Raw genomic sequence first — 22,633 nt, forward strand, 5'->3', positions numbered from 1 at the left:
GTATAAGAGACAGGGCCCACCCCCAGCCGCAGCAAAAACGCCACCCGCGAGGGGGTCCAGCCCGTTCGACCCACCCTCACGCCCCGCCGGCGAACCCGTGCTGGCGCCACGCTTCGTACATCACCACCGCCACCGTGTTGGACAGGTTGAGGCTGCGGTTGCCCGGCCGCATCGGCAGGCGCAGGCGGCGGCCATCGGGCAGCGTATCCAGTACCTCCTGCGGCAGGCCGCGGCTTTCCGGTCCGAACAGGAAGGCATCGCCGTCTTCGAACGGCACGCTGTCATGGCGGACGCTGGCGCGGGTACTCAGGGCAAACAAGCGGTTCGGTGCGATGCGGGCCAATGCCGTATCCAGGTCCGGGTGCACCTGCAGGCGGGAATACTCGTGGTAATCCAGGCCGGCGCGCTTGAGCTGCTTGTCGTCCAGTGCGAAACCCAAGGGTTCGACCAGGTGCAGGTGCGCGCCGGTGTTGGCGCAAAGACGGATGACATTGCCCGTGTTGGGCGGTATTTCGGGCTGGAACAGCACGACGTGGAACGTGGGGACCTGGCTCATCGGCGCAGTGTAATGCGCGGCGCGGTGCTCGGCGGCCTGCCGGGTCCTTGCGGGTAGGGGGACCCGGCGTTCAGGGATGTTTCGAATGACCTGCCATGGCGGTCGGCATGCGCGGCGTACTCACTTGCCAACCAGGACCGAAGCGGTTTCCAGCGCCAGCGCCTGCAGGTCGGTCTGGGTCGGGCGCACGTGCACCACCGGCAGATTGACGATGACGTTGCTGGCAAACGTGGTGGCCGCATTGGCCAGCGCAACGGTGTAGCGCTCGGCCTGCAGTTCGGCTGCCAGGGCGACCTTCTGTTCCAGGCTCGGGCGGACTTCCACTGCGGCCAGGGTGGTGATCGGCATCGCGGTGGAAGCGGCGACGGCCTGAGCGTCGATGCCGGCCAACTGGTCGGCGCTCGGACGCACCTGCACCGCGGCCAGGGTCGGGATGCCGCTGGCCTGCTCCCAGGCCTGCTGGGCCAGCTGTTCGGCGTCCGGGCGCACCTGCACGGTCTGCAGGGTGCCGATGGACGGGGCGGCCTGCACCGGCGAAACAACCGCGGTACCGGCGATCAGGGCAATGGTGATGGCGAGGATCTTGGTGTTCATGGCGGGACCTGTTTAGTGTGTGTGGGCGGTGGTGTGGTAGTAAGGTAGTACACCAAAACTGGACTTGCAAGGAGATTGTTCAATTTCCCGGCTTTGTTCAGCGGCCAGTCATATTGGTTCGGTTCGCTTCGTGCCACGGGATAGAGGAAGCAATCGTCGTGCCAAGTTTTTACGTAGTTGATTCAATGAGTTGGAAATAAGGGGCGTGTCCGGTGTCCGGACACTCGTCCGCAGCCGTCCACGCGGACGCGGGCTGCCGCTGCGGAATTCGATGGGGACGGGTCGCTTCCGGCCTGTGACGCTTGGCCGATGCTGGTGGGCCGGTGCACACGGTAGGATCGGGCACCACCTGAATGACAAGGATCCGGAATGCCCTCCCCACTGCGCCCGCGCACTGCCCTGCTTGCCGTAGCCCTCGCCACCGCGCTGGGCGGCCTGGCGCCTGCGCCCCTGATGGCCAAGCCGGCAGCGGCAGCCAAGGTCGACATTCCGTTCGAGCAGTTCACCCTGCCCAACGGCCTGCGCGTGGTGGTGCACACCGACCGCAAGGCGCCGATCGTGGCCGTCAACGTCTGGTACCACGTGGGCAGCAAGGACGAGCCGGCCGGCCGCACCGGATTTGCGCATCTGTTTGAACACCTGATGTTCCAGCGCAGCGAAAACCACGACGGCGAGTACTTCGAACCCTTCAAGCAGGTCGGTGCCACCGGCCAGAACGGCACCACCAACACCGACCGCACCAACTACTTCGAAAACGTGCCCACCACCGCGCTGGACATGGCGCTGTGGATGGAGTCCGACCGCATGGGCCACCTGCTCGGTGCGATCGACCAGGCTGCGCTGGACGAACAGCGTGGCGTGGTGCAGAACGAAAAGCGCCAGGGTGAAAACCAGCCGTATGGACAGGTGTGGACCCAGCTCAACCGCGCGCTGTATCCGAAGGGCCACCCGTACCACCACAGCGTCATCGGCTCGATGAACGACCTCAACGCGGCCTCGCTGGATGACGTCAAGACCTGGTTCCGGACCTGGTACGGCCCAAACAACGCGGTGCTGGTACTGGCCGGCGACATCGACCTGGCCACGGCGAAGGAAAAGGCGGCGAAGTATTTCGGCAGCATCCCGGCCGGCCCGAGCATGGCGCAGCCGAAGGTGGACGTGGCGCAGCGTGCCGCCGACAGCCGCGAAGTAATGACCGACAAGGTGCCGCAGGTGCGCATCTACCGTGCCTGGAACGTAGCCCAGGTCGGCACCCGTGACATCGACGAGCTGCAGTTGCTGGGCCAGGTGCTCGGCGGGGCGAAGTCATCGCGCCTGGCCAAGCGCCTGGAGCACGAAGAGAAGCTGGTGGACAACATCAGCGCAGGCGCCTATGCCTCGCAGCTGGGCTCCAACTTCATGGTGATGGCCACGGTGAAGCAGGGCGTCGACCCGGCCCGGGTGGAAGCGATCATCGACGAAGAGATCGATCGCCTGGTTGCCGAAGGCCCGTCGGCCGACGAACTGAGCCGCGCCAAGACCGCCTTCCGTGCCAGCTTCATCCGCGGCATCGAACGCATCGGCGGCTTCGGTGGCAAGGCCGACGCGCTGGCCGAATGCACTGTCTATACCGGTGACCCGGGCTGCTTCCGTGATTCACTGAAGCACATCGATGGTGCCAGCGTGGCCGACCTGCGCGCGGTGGGTGGCAAGTGGCTGGGTACCGGCAGCCACACCCTGGTGGTGGAACCGGGCCAGCGCGTGGCGCTGGAAGAAGAAGCATCGCAGAGCCCGAAGCCGTTCGAACTGCCGGCGGTGGATCCGAAGTACACCACGCTGCCGGCGCAGGTGGACCGTGGCACCGGCGTGCCGCAGACCCGGCAGTTCCCCGAACTGAAGTTCCCCGAGCTGCAGCGCGCCACGCTGAAGAACGGCACGCGGGTGATCCTGGCCGAGCGCCATGAAATCCCGGTGGTGCAGTTCAGCTATCAGTTCCCGGGTGGCTTCAGTGCCGACCAGGACCGCAAGCCGGGCACCGCCAACTTCGCCATGGGGCTGATGACCGAAGGCGCCGGCAAGCTCGGCTCACTGGCCTTCGCCGACGCCGCCGACGCCCTGGGCGCGGACCTGAGTGCATCGGCCGGTCTGGATTTCAGCACCGTGGACCTGTCCGCGCTGAAGGAAAACCTGGCGCCGTCGCTGGACCTGTACGCCACGCTGCTGCGCCAGCCGCGCTTCGACCAGTCCGAGATCGACCGGGTCAAGGGCAGCTGGATCGCCGGCATCGCGCAGGAAAAGGCCAACCCCACCGCATCGGCGATGCGCGTGCTGCCGCCGCTGCTGTACGGCAAGGGCCACCCGTATGCGATTCCGTTCACCGGCAGCGGTGACGAGGCGGCCATCGCCAGCCTGACCCGCGATGAGCTGGTCGATTTCCACCGCGACTGGCTGCGCCCGGAAGAGGGCACGCTGATCGTGGTGGGTGACACCACGCTGAAGGAAATCGTGCCGCTGTTGAACCGCCAGCTGGGCGACTGGAAGAGCGAAGGCCCGGCACCGAAGGTCAAGGCGGCCGTGGATGTTGCCGTGCCAACCGGCCCGCGCGTGTTCCTGATCGACCAGCCCGGCGCTGTGCAGGCGAACCTGTTCGCCGGCCAGGTGGTGCCGTCTTCGGTGGATCCGGGTTCGGTCCGCTTCGACATCGCCAACGGCGTGCTGGGCGGCGACTTCACCTCGCGCCTGAACATGAACCTGCGCGAGGAAAAGCACTGGTCCTACGGGGCCCGCAGCAGCGCCAGCAACACCGTCGGCCAGCGGCCGTGGATGGCGATGGCCCCGGTGCAGATCGACAAGACCGGTCCGGCGCTGGCGGAAATGCGCAAGGAAATCGCCGAGTTCGCTGCTGGCCAGAAGCCGGCGACCGCGGCCGAAGTGCAGCGCATCCGCAACATCCAGACCCTGAGCCTGCCGGGTGCGTATGAAACGGCCAGTTCGGTGCTGGGCACGATCGGCAGCCTGGTGCAGTTCCAGCGCCCGGATGACTACGTGTTCCAGCGCAAGGCGGCCATCGAGGCGATGACCCCGGCGCAGGTGCAGGAAGCAGCGTCGGCGATCAAGCCGGAATCGCTCACCTGGGTGGTGGTCGGCGACCTGAAGCAGACCGAAGCGCCGGTGCGCGCGCTGAAGCTGGGCGAGGTCAGCATCATCGATGCCGACGGCAACCCGGTGAAGCCCGCCAAGTAAGGGCAGCGGGCCCAGGTAGTGACGGCCGCTGGCCGTCACGCTCTGCGGCGAGAGGCGTGACGACCACCGGTCGTCACCCACCTCTCCACCCACTCCACCGTTACTTCTTCGTCGGCTCGTTGACGATCGCTTCCAGGTCCTTCTGCAGGTCCGCGAACAGCGGCTGCATGCGCGCCTGGATGGCCACCATCACGTTCTGCATCAGCGCCGGGGTCTTGTCGAGCAGGCTCTGCCCGGCCGAACTCTCGTAGAACTCGGCCATCGCCAGCACGTCTTCCTTGCTGAAGGTCTGCTTGTACAGATCCACGTACATCGGCCGCAGCTGCTGCCAGGACAGCGCCTGGCGCAGGGTCTGCGCGGTGCGCGCCTGGATCCGCTGCAGCTGCTCCTGCTGCTGCGGGGTCAGCTGCCGCTGCTGGGTGACCTGCTCGAACTGCTGGCGCTGCATGGTCTCGATCTGCGGCAGCATCGAATCCAGCATGGCCTGCGCGCGCGAGGCCGACAGCAGGCGGTTGATGTCCCCATCGGTGGGCGGCGCGGCCAGCGCAGGAACGGACGCAAGGGCAAGCGCCAGCAGCAGGGCGGTGCGGTGCAGGCGGCGGAAAATGCGGATCATGCGGACGTCCTTCGGGGATGATGCCGCCAGCATACCGCCCGCGTTGGCGAAGGCGACGTGTTGGGGACCTGATCGCGGTGGAACGGCTCGCGATACCGACAGCCAACCGTCACCGGCTACCGTTACAATGCGTCCATGGGTATTGGTCCAGTCGTCATCTCCGCGCAGCTTGTGATCCCCGACGATGAACTCGTCGAGCGGTTCGTGCGTGCCAGTGGCGCCGGCGGCCAGAACGTCAACAAGGTATCGACGGCGGTGGAGCTGCGTTTCGACCTGGCCGGCTCGCCGTCGCTGCCCGAGCCATTGCGTGCGCGCCTGCTGGTGCGCCGCGACCGGCGCGTGACCGGCGAAGGCGTGCTGGTCATCGACGCGCAGCGTTTCCGTACCCAGGACCGCAATCGCGAGGATGCGCGCGAGCGGCTGGCCGAGTTCATCCGGGCAGGGCTGAGCGTGCCCAAGCCACGCAAGGCCACCAAACCAACCTACGGGTCGACCCTGCGTCGCCTGGACGCCAAGAAAGGCCGCGCGCAGGTCAAGCGCGGCCGCACAACCCGCAACTGGGAGTAAGCCTTGAACCATCCTTCGCCGCTGCTGCCACCCGTGCCGCCGAACATGCCGCAGGTCAAGCCGAATGCCTTCATCCGCTGGATCGCGCGCAGTGCGCTGCGCCTGCGCGGCTGGAAGGTGGTCGGCACCCTGCCCGACGTGCCCAAGGTGGTGATGATCATCGCCCCGCATTCGTCCAACTGGGATGGGTACTGGGGCATGGCGGTGAAGCTGGCGCTGGGCCTGGACGTGCGCGTGCTGGGCAAGGCCTCGCTGTTCTGGTGGCCGCTGGGCCCGCTGCTGCTCAAGCTGGGGGTGATCCCGCTGGACCGCAGCTCGCCGCAGGGCACGGTGGAACAGGCGGTGGCGGTGATCCGCCGTTCGGAAAAGATGTGGTACGCCATCACCCCGGAAGGTACCCGCAAGAAGGTGACCCACTGGAAGGCCGGCTTCCTGAAGATCGCGCGGATGGCCGACGTGCCGATCCTGGCCGCGTACTTCCACTACCCGGACAAGACCATCGGCTTCGGGCCGCTGTTCCATGCCACCGGCAACGATGCCGCCGACATGGCCAGCATCCGCGAGTACTACCGGCCGTGGATCGGCAAGACCCGCGGCACGGTCTGAGCGGCCACAGCGCGGCAGCGCAGGCGCCACGTCCGGCACATGCCGCCCCAGTGCCGTGGGAGTAGGCTGGAAGGCTGGCGGTCGGTCCCGATCGCCCCTCTAGGAGCCTTTTGCATGTCGCGTACCGTCATCTTGGCCGCCGCCATCAGCCTGGCGCTGGCTGCCTGTTCCGGCAAGGAGTCCACCCCCGTGTCCGAAGCCCAGAACGCCCCGGCCCAGCAGCCGGCCGATGCCTCCACCAATCCGCTGCTGAGCGCGAGCACGCTGCCGTTCCAGGCGCCGCCGTTCGACAAGATCCAGGACAGCGATTACCTGCCGGCCTTCGAAGAAGGCATGCGCCAGCACCTGGCCGAAGTCCGCGCCATCGCCGATTCGAGCGAGCCGGCCACCTTCGACAACACCATCGTGCCGATGGAGCGGGGCGGTGAAACGCTGACCCGTGTCTCGCGCATCTTCTTCGGCCTGGTGCAGGCCGATACCAACGATGCGCGGCAGAAGATCCAGGAAGAAGTGGCGCCGAAGCTGGCCGCCCACCAGGACGAGATCAACCTGGACCCGAAGCTGTTCGCCCGGGTGAAATCCCTGTACGACCAGCGCGCCTCGCTGGGCCTGGATCCGGTGCAGACGCGCCTGGTGGAGCATTACTACGATGGCCTGGTGCGCGCCGGCGCCCAGCTCAACGACGCCGACAAGGCCAGCCTGCGCAAGCTCAACGTGGAAGAAACCACGCTGTCCACGCAGTTCCACACCCGCCTGGTCGCGGCCACTGCCGCCGCCGCCGTGGTGGTGGATGACAAGGCCAAGCTGGCCGGCCTGAGCGAAGATGCGATCAACACCGCCGCCGCCGATGCCACCGCGCGCAAGCTGGAAGGCAAGTTCCTGCTGCCGCTGCAGAACACCACCCAGCAGCCGGTGCTCGGTTCGCTGAGCAACCGCGAACAGCGCGCCGCCGTGCTGGAAGCATCGGAAACCCGCGCCCAGCGCGGCGATGCCAACGACACCCAGCAGACCGTGCAGCGCCTGGCCCAGCTGCGTGCGCAGAAGGCCAAGCTGCTCGGCTTCGCCACCTACGCCGATTACAACCTCGGCGACCAGATGGCCAAGACCCCGGCCGCTGCGCTGAAGCTGCTGACCGACACCGTGCCGGCCGCCACCGCCAAGGCACGCGCGGAAGCCGCGGACATCCAGAAGGTCATCGACGCGCAGCATCCGGATGCAAAGACGGGCGCCTTCAAGCTGGCCGCTTCGGACTGGGACTTCTACGCCGAGCAGGTGCGCAAGGCGAAGTACGACCTGGACGAATCGCAGATCAAGCCGTATTTCGAACTGGACAACGTGCTGCAGAACGGCGTCTTCTACGCCGCCACCCAGCTGTACGGCATCACCTTCAAGCCGCGTACCGACATCCCGACCTACCACGCGGACATGAAGGTGTACGAGGTGTTCGACAAGGACGGTACCTCGCTGGCGCTGTTCTATACCGACTACTTCAAGCGTGACAGCAAGTCCGGTGGTGCCTGGATGGACGTGTTCGTCGAACAGGACGGCCTGACCGGTGCCAAGCCGGTGGTCTACAACGTGTGCAACTTCACCAAGCCGGCCGCGGGCCAGCCGGCGCTGCTGAGCTTCGACGACGTCACCACGCTGTTCCATGAGTTCGGCCACGCGCTGCACGGCATGTTCTCCAACGTGAAGTACCCGTCGATCGCCGGCACCGCCACCTCGCGCGATTTCGTCGAGTTCCCCTCGCAGTTCAACGAACACTGGGCGCTGGACCCGAAGGTGTTCGCCAACTACGCCAAGAACTACAAGACCGGCGAGCCGATGCCGCAGGCGCTGGTCGACAAGATCCTCAAGGCCCGCAGCTTCAACCAGGGCTATGCCACCACCGAATACCTGTCGGCGGCGCTGCTCGACCTGGCCTGGCACACCCAGAAGGCCGATGCACCGCTGCAGGACGTGGGCAAGTTCGAAGCGGCGGCGCTGAAGAAGTTCAACGTGGACTTGGCGCAGGTGCCGCCGCGTTACCGCACCAGCTACTTCGACCACATCTGGGGTGGCGGTTATTCGGCCGGCTACTACGCCTATTTCTGGGCTGAAGTGCTGGACCACGATGCCTTCCAGTGGTTCAAGGAGAACGGCGGCCTGACCGCCGCCAACGGCCAGCAGTTCCGCGACAAGGTGCTCTCGCGCGGCAACAGCGTGGAGCTGAGCCAGCTCTACCGCGATTTCCGCGGCAAGGACCCGTCGGTGGAACCGCTGCTCGAGTTCCGCGGCCTGAAGTGAGTTGAACGAACGGCGGGGGAAACCCCGCCGTTTTCCGTTGCGCGTGCCGGGGTGCCCGACGGGGTTGCCCTGACCCCTTCCCCGACGCATCCCGCAGACGTCCGCCAGCGCTCAGGTTCCTACGTGCACGCGCTCGGCGCGCTCGGCCAGGCCCAGGTGATCCAGCGCGATGTCCAGCGCCAGCACGTAGCTTTGCGCCCCGTAACCGGACACGATACCCAGCCGCTGGCCGATGCCATCGGGCAACCACGGCTCGGCCACCGCGCCGTCGTCGTGCACTTCCACATACGCGTTATGCAGGTGCGGCAACAACCGCTGCAGGCGCATGCTGTGCGCGCAGGCACCTGGATCCAGCAGGGTCACCTCACCGCGCGCATGGTCGGCCACGCGCAGCGCATCAAGCAGTTCCTGTTCGGACCCGCAGGCACGGATCGCCACGCTGGTACCGGCATCCACCGCGCGGTGCACCAGCGTTTTCAGCACCAGCGCAGGCAGCGGCTCGGCGGTGCGGACCAGGGCACCGGATGCTTCCGGGCCACGGATGATGAAGATCGACATGGCTCAGCCTCCCTGCGCCAGGCGGTGGCCGACGATGGCCAGCGACAGCGGATAGCCCGCTTCCTGCCCACGCTGGTCCACCACCACCGCAGCCGGTGCATGCTGCAGTTTCAGGCGGATTTCCAACCCCGGGTCACGCGCACCCTGCAACTCGATGTAGGGCGCCGGCAGGCGTTCCAGCGCCGTCCCCAGCGCCGCCGATTCGCCATCCCATTGCGCGTCGTCCGCCGTGCCGACATCCAGCACCACCCAATCTGCCCGCAGCGCTTGTGGCTCGCACAGGCATTCACGCACGCCGGCCAAGGTCGTGCAGGACGTACACAGCACGCGATGGCCGGCCAGCTGCGCGGGCAGCACCGGCAGTGGCTGCGATGCAGCCGCGTGGCGGATCACCAGGATGGTCATGCAACACCTACCAGAAAGCGCCCCAGGCGCGGTAGGCACACGATGCGCGCAGCGCCCATAAAGCCGCCATGGCACGCGCCGCGACCGCGCGTAAATTCTCCGTAGAGGCCGGGTCAGAGTCCGGGGTCAGAGTCCTTTTTTGCAGCCGCATGGAACCGAACCGCCCTTCCCACGGTCTTACCCCCACACCTCCCGGAGCTTCGCCATGGATGCCATCGCCCGCCCTCCCGTTACCCAGCGCGCCCTGCACTGGTTGAAGAAGGAAGCCCTGCCGCTGCTGGTGATGCTTGGCCTGCTGGCCGCCGCGCGCGACACCTTGGCCAACCATTACGTGGTGCCCAGCGGTTCGATGCAGCCCACCCTGGAACCGGGTGACCGCGTGGTGGTGGACATGCGCGCGTATGGCCTGCGCCTGCCGTTCACCCAGCACGCGCTGATGGACGTGGGTGCGCCGCAGCGTGGCGAAGTGGCGGTGTTCGATTCGCCCGCCGATGGCACCCGGCTGATCAAGCGCGTGGTGGCCGTGGCGGGTGACCGGGTGGACGTGCGCAGCGGCCATCTGAGCATCAATGGCCAGCCGCTGCAGCAGGCCGGCAACCCCGCCGCCGAACAGTTCGGCACCCGCACCGCGCAGCTTGGCCTGGACATGGGCGGCGGCCCGGACGTGGATGGCGTGGTGGTGCCGGCCGGCAAGCTGCTGGTCATGGGCGACCATCGCGGCAACAGTTTCGACGGCCGCTTCTTCGGCTTCGTCGACGCCGACAAGGTCTACGGCAAAGCCGTGGCCGTCTACTACCGCCGCGGCGAAGGCCTGGAGTGGCTGCACCTGTAACGGCCAGAGAATGAGGGCTCGGGAGTGACGACCGCTGGTTGTGAACCCTTGCCCTTTTGCCGGCATCCATACGCCAAACATATCAATCCGTACCCATCAGGTTATGGATCGACTCGATGAGGGAGGCTAGCCTGACCCCATCCCCACACCCCGGCCGTCTCCCCCGGCCATCCCGATCCCATGAACGGCGATACCGCGGCCGCCCTTGAGCGCCGCATCCCCCTCGACACGCCCACCGGCGCCCCGGCGGCCGCCACCCACATCGAACAAGGCACGCCCGCGTTCCGGCGTACCGCGGTGGCGCTGTTCCTGGCTGGTTTCTCCACCTTCGGCCTGCTGTACACCGTGCAGCCGCTGCTGCCTGAGTTCAGCCGCCACTTCGGCGTGTCCGCCGCCAACAGCGCACTGGCGCTGTCGCTCAGCACCGGGCTGCTGGCGGTGATGATGCTGATCGCCGGCCTGGTGTCAGACCGCGTCGGCCGCCGCAACGTGATGATCACCGCGCTGCTGGCCTCTACCGTGCTGTCCGCTGCCAGCGCGTTGGTGACCGACTGGACCACGATGCTGGTGCTGCGCGCGCTGCTGGGCGTGGCGTTGAGCGGTGTGCCGGCGGTGGCGATGACCTATCTGGTAGAGGAAATGGACAGCCGCGCGATGGGCCTGGCGATGGGACTGTACATCGGCGGCAACGCGGTGGGCGGCATGAGCGGGCGCTTGATCGCCGGCATCATCGCCGACCACTGGGGCTGGCGCTGGGGTATCGGCGTGGTATCGCTGATCGCCGTCGCCAGCACCCTGCTGCTGTGGATGCAGCTGCCGCCCTCGCGGCACTTCCAGAGCCGTCGCGGTGGGCTGCGCCAACTGCCCGCACGCTGGCGCCAGCTGTTCGCCGATCCCGGCCTGCCGTGGCTGTTCGCCACCGCGTTCCTGCTCATGGGCGTGTTCGTCACCACCTACAACTACCTGGGCTACCACCTGCTGGCACCGCCGTATCGCCTCAGCCAGACCGTGGTCGGATTGATCTTCAGCGTGTACCTGGTGGGCACGTTCAGTTCGGCGTGGATGGGCCAGCAGGCGATCCGCCATGGCCGCGGCCGCGTGCTGTCGATCAGCTACGCCCTGATCATCGCCGGCCTCGTGCTGCTGGTGATGCCGTGGCTGTGGACGATGGCGATCGGCATCGCGCTGGTGACGTTCGGCTTCTTCGGCGGCCATTCGGTGGCCAGCAGTTGGGTCGGCAGCCGTGCCGGCGCGATCCGTGCTGAAGCATCCGCGCTGTATCTGTTTTCGTACTACCTGGGTTCAAGCGTGCTGGGCGCGGTGGGCGGACTGGCCTACACCGCGTGGGATTGGGTCGGCGTATGTGCGTTCACCGGCGTACTTACCCTGATCGGTGCAGGTATCGCCTGGAGCCTGTGGCGCCGCCCGCTTTGAGAGGTAGTGACGGCCGCTGGCCGTCAATCGCATCGGGCGGTTGAACGTGGTTGACGGCCAGCGGCCGTCACTACCGACCGAACTCCGCCTGCAGCAGCGCGGTGAAATTGCGGATCAACGGCGTCACCCCTTCCCGTCGCCATACCAGCTGCACTTCCGAATGCGCGCCCTGATCGCCCAGCGCCACGAAGCACGCGCCCTCGATCTGGATGTGGTCGCATGACGACGGCAAAATCGCCGCGCCCAATCCCGCCGCCGCCAGGCTGATCAGCGTGGACGCCTCACCGGCCTCCTGCACGATGCGCGGCGTGAACCCCGCCGCGGCGCACAGCGCGATCATCTGGTCGTGGATGCCGGCGCCGACGCTGCGGTGGAAGCCGACGAACGGTTCGTGCGCGAACTGCTGCAACGGCAGCACCGTGCGGGCCGGATCACGCCCGCGCAGCGCAGGGTGGTCGCGATGAAGCACCAGCGCCAGCGGATCGGTAAACAGGCTGTGCGCCACCAGTTCCGGCGGCAGCACACGCTTGCGGATGATGCCCACATCCAGCCGGTTTTCCAGCAGCGCATCGATCTGCTGCAGGGTGTTCATCTCGCGCAGCTGCAAGCGCACCTGCGGGAAACGCTCGCGGTAACCGAAGATGGCGCGAGGAATCTGCGGCACCAGCGGCGTGGCGCGGGTCAGGCCGATGTGCAGCTCGCCCTGCTCGCCGCGCTGCACCCGCTGCACCTCGTCCACGGCCGCGTCCACCTGCTGCAGGATCGCGCGGGCCTTCGCCTGCAGCAGCGCACCGGCTTCGGTCAGCTGCACCCGCCGATGGCTGCGCACGAACAGCTGCGCGCCGAGCAGTTGTTCCAGCTGACGGATCTGCTGGCTCAGCGGTGGCTGTGACATGCCGAGCCGCTCGGCGGCTTGGCCGAAGTGCAGGGTGTCGGCCACGGCGAGGAAGTAGCGGAGATGGCGGAGTTCGATCGACATGGGGGGATTGTAGAGACGCGCGAGACGGCAATGGCCACGGTGCTGATCTGGTGCAGGCAGCTATCTACCTTGCGCCGACGTTCACTCGAAGCTCCACACCCAACGCGCGCGTCGCGCCGATGACCGTACTGAAGTTGAGCGGACGGGCGATTGAACTCGGCTTTACCTTGGAGAGCCGTGACGACCAACGGTCGTCACCCACCAGGAGTACGGTCGTCAGCCTCCAGCAGCACGGTCGTCAGCCTCCAGGAGCGCGGATGCATGACGGCCAGCGGCCGTCACTACCGGGGTCAGCGTTCGGAGTGGCCGCTCTGGTCGTATTCGCGGGGCGAGAACAGTTCGGGTTGGATCATTTCGACGAAGGCGCGGGCCTGCGGGGACAGGGCTTTGCCGCGGCGTACGATCACCCCGTAGCTGCGCTCCGGGAACCATTCGCGCATGGAGCGCGCGACCAGCTTGCCGGGGTCGGCGTCGTTCAGGCACAGCGCTGGCACGATGGAGATGCCCATGCCCATCGCCACGTACTGCTTGATCACTTCCCAGCCGCCGACCTCCAGCGCCACGGTGTAGGGCAGGCGGTGGCGCTGGAATACCTGGTCCACCAGCCGGTAGGTGATCTGGCGCTTGGGCGGCAGCACCAGCGGGTGCTTGGAGATCGCCTCCAGGCTCAGCGTGCCGCGCGCCAGCGGGTGGTCGTGCGGTGTGATCAGCATCTGCTCGAAGCGGTAGGCCGGGGCATAGCTCAGGTCGGCCGGCACGTCGGTCATCGATCCCACCGCCAGGTCGGCGGCGTCATCGCGCAGCAGGTCGGTGCCGTCGGCGCTGATGGCGTTGTGCAGGGTCAGCCGCACGTCCGGGTGCAGCTGGCGGAAGCGTTCGATGATGCGCGGCAGCAGGTACAGGATGGTGGAACTGTTGGCCGCGATGTTCAGCTCGCCGGCGTCCATGCCGCTCACCTTGTCGCGGAAGCGGGCCTCCAGGCCGTCCAGGTCCTCCACCAGCGGCTGTGCCATTTCGAACAGCAGCTGGCCCTCGCGGCTGGGGACCAGGCGCCGCCCGCTGCGCTCGAACAACACCACGCCCAGTTCCCGCTCCAGGGCCTGCAATTGCTGGCTGATGGCCGGCTGGCTGACAAAAAGGGCCTCCGCCGCACGTGAAACCGAGCCCAATCGCACCGTCTGGCAGAACGCGCGCAGCGGCTTCAGCCGATCGGATTTGTAGGAAAAACGGGGACTTGGCGGCGGGCGTGTGGGCATGGTGTAACGAGTATAAGCACAACTTATCCAATGCATTGCAATAACTGCTTTGTCAAATACATGGGCCGGGAAGCACGGTAGGGACGTCCCTCGCTGCTGGAGTGTCCCGATGTCCGCCGTTGCTTCCGCCATCCCATCGCCGTCCGCCAAGCCCACCCCGGGGATCACCCTGACCACCCAGGTGGCCGGCCAGTCCGCGCTGTTGCCGGCCCCGCTGCTGGCCCTGCTGGTGTCGCTGCACCGTGCGGTGGAGCCCGGCCGCCAGGCCCGCTTGGCCGCCCGCGTGCAGCGCCAGGCGTTCTTCGACCAGGGCGGGCTGCCGGACTTCCGCACCGATACCGCGCCGATCCGCGCCGAGGACTGGAAAGTGGCGCCGCTGCCGGCCGCGTTGCTGGACCGCCGCGTGGAGATCACCGGCCCGACCGACCCGAAGATGGTCATCAACGCGCTGAACTCCGGGGCCAAAGTGTTCATGGCCGACTTCGAGGACGCCACCGCGCCGACCTGGGGCAACCTGCTGGCCGGCCAGCAGTCGTTGATCGGTGCGGTACGTGGCGACCTGCAGTTCACCGCCCCGGCCAGCGGCAGCAAGCCGTCCAAGCACTACTCGCTGCGTCCTTACGAAGAACGTGCGGTACTGATCGTGCGTCCGCGCGGCTGGCACCTGGACGAAAAGCACGTGCTGGTGGATGGCCAGCGCCTGGCCGGCGGCCTGTTCGATGCGGCGGTGTTCGCCTACCACAACGCCCGCACGCTGATGGCCAACGACCGCGGCCCGTACTTCTACCTGCCCAAGCTGCAGAGCATGGAAGAGGCGGCGCTGTGGGAAACCGCGCTGTCGCATATCGAGGGCATGCTCGGCCTGCCGCACGGCCAGATCAAGGTCACCGTGCTGATCGAAACGCTGCCGGCGGTGTTCGAGATGGACGAGATCCTGCATGCGCTGCGCGACCGCATCGTCGGCCTGAACTGCGGACGCTGGGACTACATATTCTCCTACCTGAAGACCTTCCGCCGGCACGCCGACAAGGTGCTGCCCGAGCGTGGCCAGGTGACCATGACCCAGCCGTTCCTGAAGGCCTATTCGGAACTGTTGATCCAGACCTGCCACCGCCGTGGCGCACATGCGATGGGAGGCATGGCGGCGCAGATCCCGATCGGCAACGATGCGGCCGCCAACGAACAGGCGATGGCGCGGGTGCGCGCGGACAAGCTGCGCGAAGTGACCGCCGGGCATGACGGCACCTGGGTCGCGCACCCGGCACTGATCCCGGTGGCGATGGCGATCTTCGACGAGCACATGCCCGGTGCGAACCAGCAGCAGGTGCTGCGCCAGGATGTGCGCGTGGACCGCGACCAGCTGATCGCACGGCCGCCGGGCAGCATCAGCCGCGCCGGCTTCGAAGGCAACGTGGAAGTCTGCGTGCGCTACCTGGCGGCCTGGCTGGATGGCAACGGCTGCGTGCCGATCCACAACCTGATGGAAGACGCGGCCACCGCCGAGATCAGCCGCAGCCAGCTGTGGCAGTGGTTGCATACCCCCGGCCAGCAGCTCGACGACGGCACCGCCATCGATGCCGCGCTGCTGGACAACGCCCTGGCCCAGCTGCCGGCCCGCCTGGGCGACCGCGCGACCCTGCCCGGCGGCGGCCGCGTGGACGAAGCCATCGCCCTGCTGGCCGAGCTGAGCCGCGCCGACGAACTCAATGACTTCCTGACCCTGCCGGCCTACGCACGCATCGACTGACGCCCGCGCCGGCCCGCTTTTTCTTCCTGCTGTAGTACTGACGAACTGGAGATAGACATGAGCACGCTGCCCACTGCCGAACAGATCCAGCACGACTGGGACACCAACCCCCGCTGGCACGGGATTGAACGCAACTACACCGCCGCCGACGTGGTGCGCCTGCGCGGCACGGTCCACGTCGAGCATTCGCTGGCCCGGATGGGCGCGGAAAAGCTGTGGACCTACCTGCAGGAAAAAGACTTCGTGAACGCGCTGGGCGCGCTGACCGGCAACCAGGCCATGCAGCAGGTGAAGGCCGGCTTGAACGCCATCTACCTGTCCGGCTGGCAGGTGGCCGCCGATGCCAACCTGGCCGGCCAGATGTACCCGGACCAGTCGCTGTATCCGGCCGATTCGGTGCCGGCGGTGGTCAAGCGCATCAACAACACCCTGCTGCGCGCCGACCAGCTGCACCATGCCGAGGGCAAAGACGAGATCGACTTCCTGCAGCCGATCGTGGCCGATGCCGAAGCCGGCTTCGGCGGCGTGCTGAACGCGTTCGAGCTGATGAAGGCGATGATCGAAGCCGGTGCCGCCGGCGTGCACTTCGAAGACCAGCTGGCTTCGGTGAAGAAGTGCGGCCACATGGGTGGCAAGGTGCTGGTGCCCACCCGCGAGGCGATCGAGAAGTTGAACGCAGCCCGTTTGGCGGCTGACGTGCTGGGCGTGCCGACCCTGCTGGTGGCGCGTACCGATGCCGAGGCGGCCGACCTGCTGACCAGCGACATCGATGCCAACGACCAGCCGTTCGCCACCGGCGAGCGTACTACTGAAGGCTTCTACAAGACCCGCAACGGCCTGGACCAGGCGATCAGCCGCGGCCTGGCTTACGCCCCCTATGCCGACCTGGTGTGGTGCGAGACCGGCAAGCCGGACCTGGAGTTCGCGCGACAGTTCGCCGAAGCCATCCACGCGAAGTTCCCGGGCAAGCTGCTGGCCTACAACTGCTCGCCCAGCTTCAACTGGAAGAAGAACCTGGACGACGCCACCATCGCCACGTTCCAGACCGAGATCGCCAAGTACGGCTACAGGTTCCAGTTCATCACCCTGGCCGGCTTCCACGCGCTGAACTACTCGATGTTCAACCTGGCCCATGGCTACGCACGCCGCCAGATGAGCGCCTTCGTGGAGCTGCAGGAAGCCGAGTTCGCCGCCGCCGACCGCGGCTTCACGGCGGTCAAGCACCAGCGCGAGGTGGGCACCGGCTACTTCGATGCGGTGACCCAGGCGATCCAGCAGGGCCAGTCCTCCACCACCGCCCTGACCGGGTCCACCGAGGAAGCGCAGTTCAGCGCCGGCCGCGCGGCCTGATGTGAAGAAGGGAAGGGAGCGGCCACGCCCTGGCCGGTCCCCTCCGCACACCGCGTTCAAGCCCCTGATATTCCACGCACGGATGCAGGAAAATGGGACACAGCGCACAGTTGAAAGCGGTGATATGCTCCGCACCTCAGGATGGGAAGTCTGATCGGCGGGGCAGGGGAATGACTGGCAGGGGTGCGGTCGCAGACGTGGTGGAACGATCAGGCATTGCCACCACGGCGATGGCTGAGATCGTGCACGCCGTCCTCAGCCCGGAAGAGTTCGACCTGTTCGCCCGCTTCGCCCACCGGCGCACATTGCGCGCAGGTGACTGCCTGTTCCGTCGCGGCCACCGCGGCAGCAGCATGTTCGTCATCGCCGAAGGCGAGATCGAACTGGATTTCGGCGAAGACCTGGTGCTCAAGCGCTTGGCCGGCAGCGAGTTCTTCGGCGAGCTTGGCCTGTTGATCGGTGACCACCTGCGCAGCGCCGATGCGCGCGCCACCTGCGATACCGACGTGCTGGAACTGGGCCATGTCGATTTCCATCGGCTGGTGGAAACCGAGCCCGGCCTGATCGCCTATTTCCTGCGCCGTACCATCATGCGCGTGGTCGGCAACGAGCAGGCGCTGATCAGCCAGCTGCGGCGCCGCAACCACGACCTGGAAACCGCGCTGGACAACCTGTACGTCACCACCCACCAGCTCAGCCATACGCGCGAACTGGTGCGGACCGACGAACTGACCGGGCTGCACAACCGGCGCGGACTGGCGCTGTACCTGCAGGAATGCCGCGCGCACGAAGAGGGGCCGGCGCAGGGCCTGCTGCTGATCGACTGCGACCGCTTCAAGCAGATCAACGACGAGTTCGGCCACCAGGCCGGCGACCGCGTGCTGCAGAGCGTGGCCAACATCCTGCGCTCGATGGCCGGCGCCGACGACCTGGCCTGCCGGCTGGGCGGCGATGAGTTCTGCCTGCTGCTGCGCCGTGCCAACGCGGAGATCGTGCAGCATGCCGCCGAATTCGTGCTGACGGCCGTGCATGGCCTGATCGAACGCAGCCACGGCACCCCGCACGTGTGCTTCCTGAGCATCGGCGCCAGCCTGGTGCACCCCACCGCCGACTGGAGCGAGTGGTACGCCAACGCGGACCGCGCGCTGTACCAGGCCAAGCGGGATGGCGGCGACCGGCTATGCTGGCCGCACGACGTCGTCGAAACCGGCTGAGCGGAGACTCCCATGAGCGGTGGCACGGAAGCGACCTCCCACGTCCCGCAACTGCGCGCGCTGCTGTTCACCGATCTGTGCGATTCCACCACGCTGGTGGAGCGCATCGGTGATGCCGGCGCGGCCGAACTTTTCCAGCAGCACGACCGCCTGGTACTGGCGATGCAGCAGCGCTGGCGCGGCCAGCAGATCGACCGTTCCGACGGCCTGTTCCTGCTGTTCGAGCGGCCGGTGGATGCATTGGGCTTCGCGCTGGATTACCAGCAGGCGCTGCGCCAGCTCGGCCAGGCCAACAACGTGCCGCTGCTGGCACGGGCCGGCCTGCACGTGGGCGAGGTGATCCTGTGGAACAACACGCCCGAGGCCATCGCGCTGGGGTCCAAGCCGGTCGAGGTGGAAGGCCTGGCCAAGCCGATGGCTGCGCGCCTGATGCAGCTGGCGCGGCCGGGACAGGTGCTGTTGTCGGCCACCGCCGAATCGATGGTGCGCCGGGTGGCCGACAGCCTGGGGGAGGTCGGCAAGGGGCTGAAGTGGAAGTCATACGGGCGCTGGCGCTTCAAGGGCGTGGCGCAACCGATGGACGTCCATGGGGTCGTGTCCGAGGACGTTCCGGCGGTGGGTCGCCCGCGTCCCACGCCCAAGGCGATCCGCGATATTCCGTTCTGGCGCCGGCCGATGGCGATGGCGGCCGAAGCGATGTTCGCGGCAGTGCTGGTGCTGGGCGCGTGGCTGCTGCTGCGGCCGCAGCCGGCGATCGCCTTCGCCGAGCGCGACTGGGTGGTGCTGGCTGACGTACGCAACATGACCGGCAACAGCCTGCTGGATGATTCGATGGACCTGGCCCTGCGGGTCAGCCTTGAGCAATCCCGCTACGTCAATGTGCTCAGCGACCTGAAGGTGCGTGACACCGAAGCACGCATGCGCCGCAATCCCGATGCGCCGCTGGACAGGAAGGCGGCAGTGGAAGTGGCGATCCGCGAGGGCGCCCGTGCCGTGCTGATTCCTTCCATCGCCGAAGTCAACGGACGCCTGCGCGTGGCGGTGGAAGTGGTGCAACCGCACGACGGGGTCACCGTCTTCACCGAGTACGCGGACGGACGTGGCCTGGAGTCCGCGCTGCGTTCCACCGATACCGTCGTCGCCTCGCTGCGCACGCGCCTGGGTGAAGCGCTTTCCGATGTGCGCAGCAACGCCGTGCCGCTGCCACAGGTCATCACGCCGAACCTGGATGCACTTCGCGCCTACGCCGAAGGCAGCAACGCACTGGCAGGCCGGCGTTACGACGAGGCGCTGCAGTTCTTTGAGCAGGCGCTCAAGCTCGACCCGGATTTTGCCTTCGCGCACGTCGGCAGGATGCGGATCCACATGGCGCGGGGCGAGGTCAACCAGGCCATGGCTTCTTACCGCAGCGCAGTGGCACTGCGCGAGCGGCTGCCCCCGCGTGATGTGTTGTACCTGGACGCGTGGGGCAAGCAGCTCGACGGCGCGCCGATCAGCGACGTTGCCGCGAAATGGAAAATGCTGACCGACCTGTACCCGGACTACTACGCCGGTTACATGAATCGCGCGCGCGCGCTGTACTCGCTGGGCGACTACACCAACGCACTGAACGCGGCCCGTCGCCTGCTGGCCACGCAGAATCCGATGCGATCGGTGGCCCACGATTTCGTCGGCCGGATCGAATTGGCGATCGGCCGCCACGAAACCGCGCGGCGGCACTTCCGCACGGCCAATACGCTGGCCGGACGCACCGCCAGCACGCGCCTGGGCATCGTGTACGCAGTGGAAGGTGACATGCCCGCCGCGCTTGCCAACATGAAGGATGTCCCGGCATCGAACATGGGCCAACAGCTCGAACGCGCCGCCGTGCTGGTGGATGCCAACGACCGGTCCAGTGCGATTGCCGGCCTTCAGACCCTGCGCGATGGCTGTGGTGAAGAGGTCATGTGTACCCTGGTCGACGTGGTGGTGAAGAACCTGCAGGGCATGGACGGGGTGCAGCACCGCGGGTACCGGCAGGAGATCGTCAAGCTGCTGCAGGAGCTGGAGGGCGACGTCGCCGTCCCGGACCAGCAGGAAGTAGCGTTCATCGTGGCTGCGACCGCTTACCTGGCACAGCGCAGCGACGACCCGCTCGGCAACCTGCTGCCGCTCATCAAGCGGCAGATCGCGGCACGCGGCGGTGATCGGTCAGCGCAGATGCTGGTGATCGTCGAAGCCACGCAGGCACGCCTCGAGGGTCAGCCGGAGCGCGCGCTGGCGCTGCTCAAGCCGATGGTCAACGGGCGCGAGCTCTACCAGGTACATGCCGCGTTGCGCGACACCCATCTTGCTGCAGACGATGCCGCCGGCGCGCTGGTCGAGCAGAAATGGCTTGAACGCCATCGTGGTCTTGCCTATGCCGAAGACAACGGCAACTACATCCTGCAGGCACTGAACGTGCACGACAGTCACGATCCACGCCGACAGCCGGCCCGTGGGCCGGCTGCGCTGGCCGTGGCGGCTCAGCCTTCCAGTGCGTCCTGGACCTTGCCGGCTTCGAAGCAGTAAGGCACATCGAACGAGCCGCGCAGGGCGACGTGTGCCTGCAGCTGCTGCGACACCGAAGCGAACTCTTCCTTGCTGGCCAGCGCCTGCACCGGATCGCACACGGGGCCGGTGGGATCGGCGACAACGCCGAGGCCTGCCAGTGCCGTGGTCGGGCTTGCGGCGAACGCGGAACGGAACGCGTCATCATTCTGCAACAGGTCCAGCAGGGTGGCAGCCTGTGCCGGCGTGAGCGGGGTACGTGCGGGGGGAGTTGCCATGGTCGTCGTTCCTGGTTGGGTTGGCTCAAGTAGGCTATAGCGGCATATGCGCGCAGAGGTTTAGCAGGGCATGGCTGCATCGGCGTGACGCGTTGCAGCCTAGAATTGCGCAAGCCTCCTGCTGGACATCCTTCATGCGCTACCGCCGTTGTTCTCTGCTGATGATGCAGGTCAAGGAAGACCGTGGACTGGACCTGCAGGCGGTGCTGCAAGGGCGTGCCGAACTGCAGACCACGCTGGCCTGGCAGGCGGTGGCTGGCCACCTGGATGCGCCGGTGGTGCTGAGCGAAGAAGAGGTCATCGCCTTGGGCAGGATGGCACACGACGCGTGGAGCGAAGCCGACGCGTACGACGGCTGCAGCGAGGTGCTGAGCGGATTGATCGCCAAGGGCCTGGTGATCAGCGATGAAGAAAGCGCGGCCACGTTCCGCGACGCTGATGCGCGTGTGCGGGCCTTGAACGGGTGGCCGCTGACGGCGCTGGCGCATCGCGCAGGGCGCTGGAGAGGCGTGGACAGCGCCCATGAAATGCGCAGCAACAACCTGGTCACGGCGGTGGAACTGCATGGCCGTTACGGCCCGCCGCCGGCGGCGGTCAGCCACCACGAAGGCACCCCGATCCCCTTGCCGGTCGCCGCGGATGAGGACTTCGATGAGCTGATGTCGCGCAGGGTCACCTGCCGCAATTTCGATCCGGACCGTGCACTGCCGCTGCAGACGGCGGCGAGGATACTGAAGCGCACGATCATGGCGCACGCGGTGATCCAGCCAGCGCCGGACATGCAGATCCTGAAGAAGAACATTCCCTCCGGCGGCGGCCTGCATCCACTGGAAACCTATGCGGTGGTACGCAACGTGGAGGGCCTGGAAAACGGCATCCACCACTATGATCCGGTCAGCCACGCGCTGCGCCGCCTGGCCGACCAGCCGGACGACCTTGACGGCCGCGTCCGGCTGATGCTTGCGGGCCAGGAATGGTTTGTCGATGCCGCCCTGCACCTGATCCAGGTGGCGCGTTTTTCGCGCAATTTCTGGAAGTACCGCAGCCACCCCAAAGCGTACCGGGCGATCCTGCTGGACGCCGGCCATCTGTCGCAGCAGCTCGCGATCAGTGCGACCCTGGAGGGGGTCGCCTCCTACGTGACCGCCGCGATCAACGAGTTCGACATCGAAGACACCCTGAAACTGGACGGCATAGCGTCCAGCCCGGTGATGATGTGCGGCATCGGCTGGCGCGCGCAGCACCTGACCACCACCGAGTTCGACCCCGCAGAACGCATCTGGAACAACGGCAGGCAGCACCGGTAACGGCAGCGCCGAGCCACGCTCGGCGGCTCGTTTTTCCCTGCCCTGACACGATCCAGAGCGCAGATCCCGAATATTCCAAGGCCACCATGGACCTGTCGAAGGCGGGGCGGGGTGGGTTGGCGGGGATCGCCGTGAATCCGTCCATGGAGGCTCGCCATCCGCATCCATGCGAAAGAGCGTTCCCGCCAACCCACCCCCCCCCCCCCTCGACCGGTCCCTGGGGGCACTGGGAGCCCAGGGGCTGGCCCTTATACACATACCCAAGACAACGAAACAGCAGCCCACATCCGATAGCGC

19 protein-coding genes are annotated in these 22,633 nt (G+C 67.0%); 11 read left to right on the forward strand and 8 right to left on the reverse strand.

Features of this window, described 5'->3' with window-relative positions; genetic code table 11:
- Positions 1 to 76: 76 nt before the first annotated feature.
- Entirely contained in the window at positions 77 to 556 is a 480-nt protein-coding gene (locus ABB28_RS14205; RefSeq protein WP_057509249.1) for a tRNA (cytidine(34)-2'-O)-methyltransferase, read from the reverse strand.
- Positions 557 to 676: 120 nt separating this feature from the next.
- Positions 677 to 1,150 (reverse strand): XAC0231 family protein, encoded by a 474-nt coding sequence (locus tag ABB28_RS14210; RefSeq protein ID WP_057509250.1) that lies wholly within the window; start codon positions 1,148 to 1,150, stop codon positions 677 to 679.
- A 369-nt stretch (positions 1,151 to 1,519) separates the two neighbouring features.
- Between ABB28_RS14210 and ABB28_RS14215 the strand changes: the two genes are divergently transcribed.
- Positions 1,520 to 4,372 (forward strand): M16 family metallopeptidase, encoded by a 2,853-nt coding sequence (locus ABB28_RS14215; RefSeq protein WP_057509251.1) that lies wholly within the window; start codon positions 1,520 to 1,522, stop codon positions 4,370 to 4,372.
- A 100-nt stretch (positions 4,373 to 4,472) separates the two neighbouring features.
- On the opposite strand, the gene ABB28_RS14220 is transcribed toward ABB28_RS14215, so the two are convergent.
- Complete coding sequence (locus ABB28_RS14220; RefSeq protein WP_057509252.1) at positions 4,473 to 4,988, reverse strand: DUF2059 domain-containing protein; 516 nt, start codon at positions 4,986 to 4,988, stop codon at positions 4,473 to 4,475.
- 135 nt (positions 4,989 to 5,123) lie between these two features.
- Here ABB28_RS14220 and arfB point away from each other — a divergent pair, with 135 nt between their 5' ends.
- From arfB to dcp, 3 genes are all read left to right on the forward strand, one after another.
- Positions 5,124 to 5,555 (forward strand): alternative ribosome rescue aminoacyl-tRNA hydrolase ArfB, encoded by a 432-nt coding sequence (gene arfB / locus ABB28_RS14225; RefSeq protein ID WP_042614237.1) that lies wholly within the window; start codon positions 5,124 to 5,126, stop codon positions 5,553 to 5,555.
- Positions 5,556 to 5,558: 3 nt separating this feature from the next.
- Positions 5,559 to 6,161, forward strand: a complete 603-nt coding sequence (locus tag ABB28_RS14230; protein WP_057509253.1) for a 1-acyl-sn-glycerol-3-phosphate acyltransferase — start codon at positions 5,559 to 5,561, stop codon at positions 6,159 to 6,161.
- A 114-nt stretch (positions 6,162 to 6,275) separates the two neighbouring features.
- A complete protein-coding gene (gene dcp, locus ABB28_RS14235; RefSeq protein WP_057509254.1) occupies positions 6,276 to 8,447 on the forward strand; it encodes a peptidyl-dipeptidase Dcp in 2,172 nt (723 codons plus the stop codon).
- A 111-nt stretch (positions 8,448 to 8,558) separates the two neighbouring features.
- On the opposite strand, the gene ABB28_RS14240 is transcribed toward dcp, so the two are convergent.
- Both ABB28_RS14240 and ABB28_RS14245 read right to left on the reverse strand, forming a co-directional pair.
- Positions 8,559 to 9,005, reverse strand: coding sequence for a 3-dehydroquinate dehydratase (locus ABB28_RS14240; RefSeq protein WP_057509255.1), 447 nt, complete (start codon positions 9,003 to 9,005; stop codon positions 8,559 to 8,561).
- A 3-nt stretch (positions 9,006 to 9,008) separates the two neighbouring features.
- Positions 9,009 to 9,410, reverse strand: coding sequence for a hypothetical protein (locus ABB28_RS14245; protein WP_057509256.1), 402 nt, complete (start codon positions 9,408 to 9,410; stop codon positions 9,009 to 9,011).
- A 205-nt stretch (positions 9,411 to 9,615) separates the two neighbouring features.
- Here ABB28_RS14245 and lepB point away from each other — a divergent pair, with 205 nt between their 5' ends.
- Together lepB and ABB28_RS14255 are read left to right on the forward strand one after the other, a co-directional pair.
- Positions 9,616 to 10,242: a signal peptidase I gene (gene lepB, locus ABB28_RS14250; RefSeq protein ID WP_057509257.1), complete on the forward strand. Its 627-nt coding sequence runs from the start codon at positions 9,616 to 9,618 to the stop codon at positions 10,240 to 10,242.
- Between the two features lie 180 nt (positions 10,243 to 10,422).
- Positions 10,423 to 11,676, forward strand: coding sequence for an MFS transporter (locus ABB28_RS14255; protein ID WP_057509258.1), 1,254 nt, complete (start codon positions 10,423 to 10,425; stop codon positions 11,674 to 11,676).
- A 70-nt stretch (positions 11,677 to 11,746) separates the two neighbouring features.
- Here ABB28_RS14255 and ABB28_RS14260 read toward each other — a convergent pair whose 3' ends face one another.
- Positions 11,747 to 12,655 (reverse strand): LysR family transcriptional regulator, encoded by a 909-nt coding sequence (locus tag ABB28_RS14260; RefSeq protein ID WP_057509259.1) that lies wholly within the window; start codon positions 12,653 to 12,655, stop codon positions 11,747 to 11,749.
- Positions 12,656 to 12,945: 290 nt separating this feature from the next.
- Complete coding sequence (locus ABB28_RS14265) at positions 12,946 to 13,911, reverse strand: LysR family transcriptional regulator (protein WP_057509260.1); 966 nt, start codon at positions 13,909 to 13,911, stop codon at positions 12,946 to 12,948.
- Positions 13,912 to 14,020: 109 nt separating this feature from the next.
- Here ABB28_RS14265 and aceB point away from each other — a divergent pair, with 109 nt between their 5' ends.
- From aceB to ABB28_RS14285, 4 genes are all read left to right on the forward strand, one after another.
- Complete coding sequence (gene aceB, locus ABB28_RS14270; protein WP_057509261.1) at positions 14,021 to 15,658, forward strand: malate synthase A; 1,638 nt, start codon at positions 14,021 to 14,023, stop codon at positions 15,656 to 15,658.
- A gap of 57 nt (positions 15,659 to 15,715) precedes the next feature.
- Entirely contained in the window at positions 15,716 to 17,008 is a 1,293-nt protein-coding gene (gene aceA, locus ABB28_RS14275; RefSeq protein WP_057509262.1) for an isocitrate lyase, read from the forward strand.
- A gap of 170 nt (positions 17,009 to 17,178) precedes the next feature.
- Positions 17,179 to 18,222, forward strand: a complete 1,044-nt coding sequence (locus ABB28_RS14280) for a GGDEF domain-containing protein (RefSeq protein ID WP_057509263.1) — start codon at positions 17,179 to 17,181, stop codon at positions 18,220 to 18,222.
- Positions 18,223 to 18,234: 12 nt separating this feature from the next.
- Positions 18,235 to 20,772 carry a putative peptide modification system cyclase gene (locus tag ABB28_RS14285; RefSeq protein WP_057509264.1) on the forward strand — a complete coding sequence of 846 codons (2,538 nt, stop codon included), beginning with the start codon at positions 18,235 to 18,237 and terminating at the stop codon, positions 20,770 to 20,772.
- Here the strand turns inward: ABB28_RS14285 and ABB28_RS14290 are convergent.
- Positions 20,727 to 21,029 carry an NHLP-related RiPP peptide gene (locus tag ABB28_RS14290; protein ID WP_057509265.1) on the reverse strand — a complete coding sequence of 101 codons (303 nt, stop codon included), beginning with the start codon at positions 21,027 to 21,029 and terminating at the stop codon, positions 20,727 to 20,729. The two genes, ABB28_RS14285 and ABB28_RS14290, sit on opposite strands and share 46 nt — an antisense overlap.
- A 134-nt stretch (positions 21,030 to 21,163) precedes the next feature.
- On the opposite strand from ABB28_RS14290, the gene ABB28_RS14295 reads away from it, so the two are divergent.
- The gene (locus tag ABB28_RS14295) at positions 21,164 to 22,336 is read left to right on the forward strand and encodes a putative peptide maturation dehydrogenase (protein WP_083492043.1); all 1,173 of its coding nucleotides are present in this window, start codon (positions 21,164 to 21,166) and stop codon (positions 22,334 to 22,336) included.
- Positions 22,337 to 22,633: the final 297 nt, after the last annotated feature.

This window comes from Stenotrophomonas chelatiphaga, from assembly GCF_001431535.1.
Lineage (GTDB): Bacteria > Pseudomonadota > Gammaproteobacteria > Xanthomonadales > Xanthomonadaceae > Stenotrophomonas > Stenotrophomonas chelatiphaga.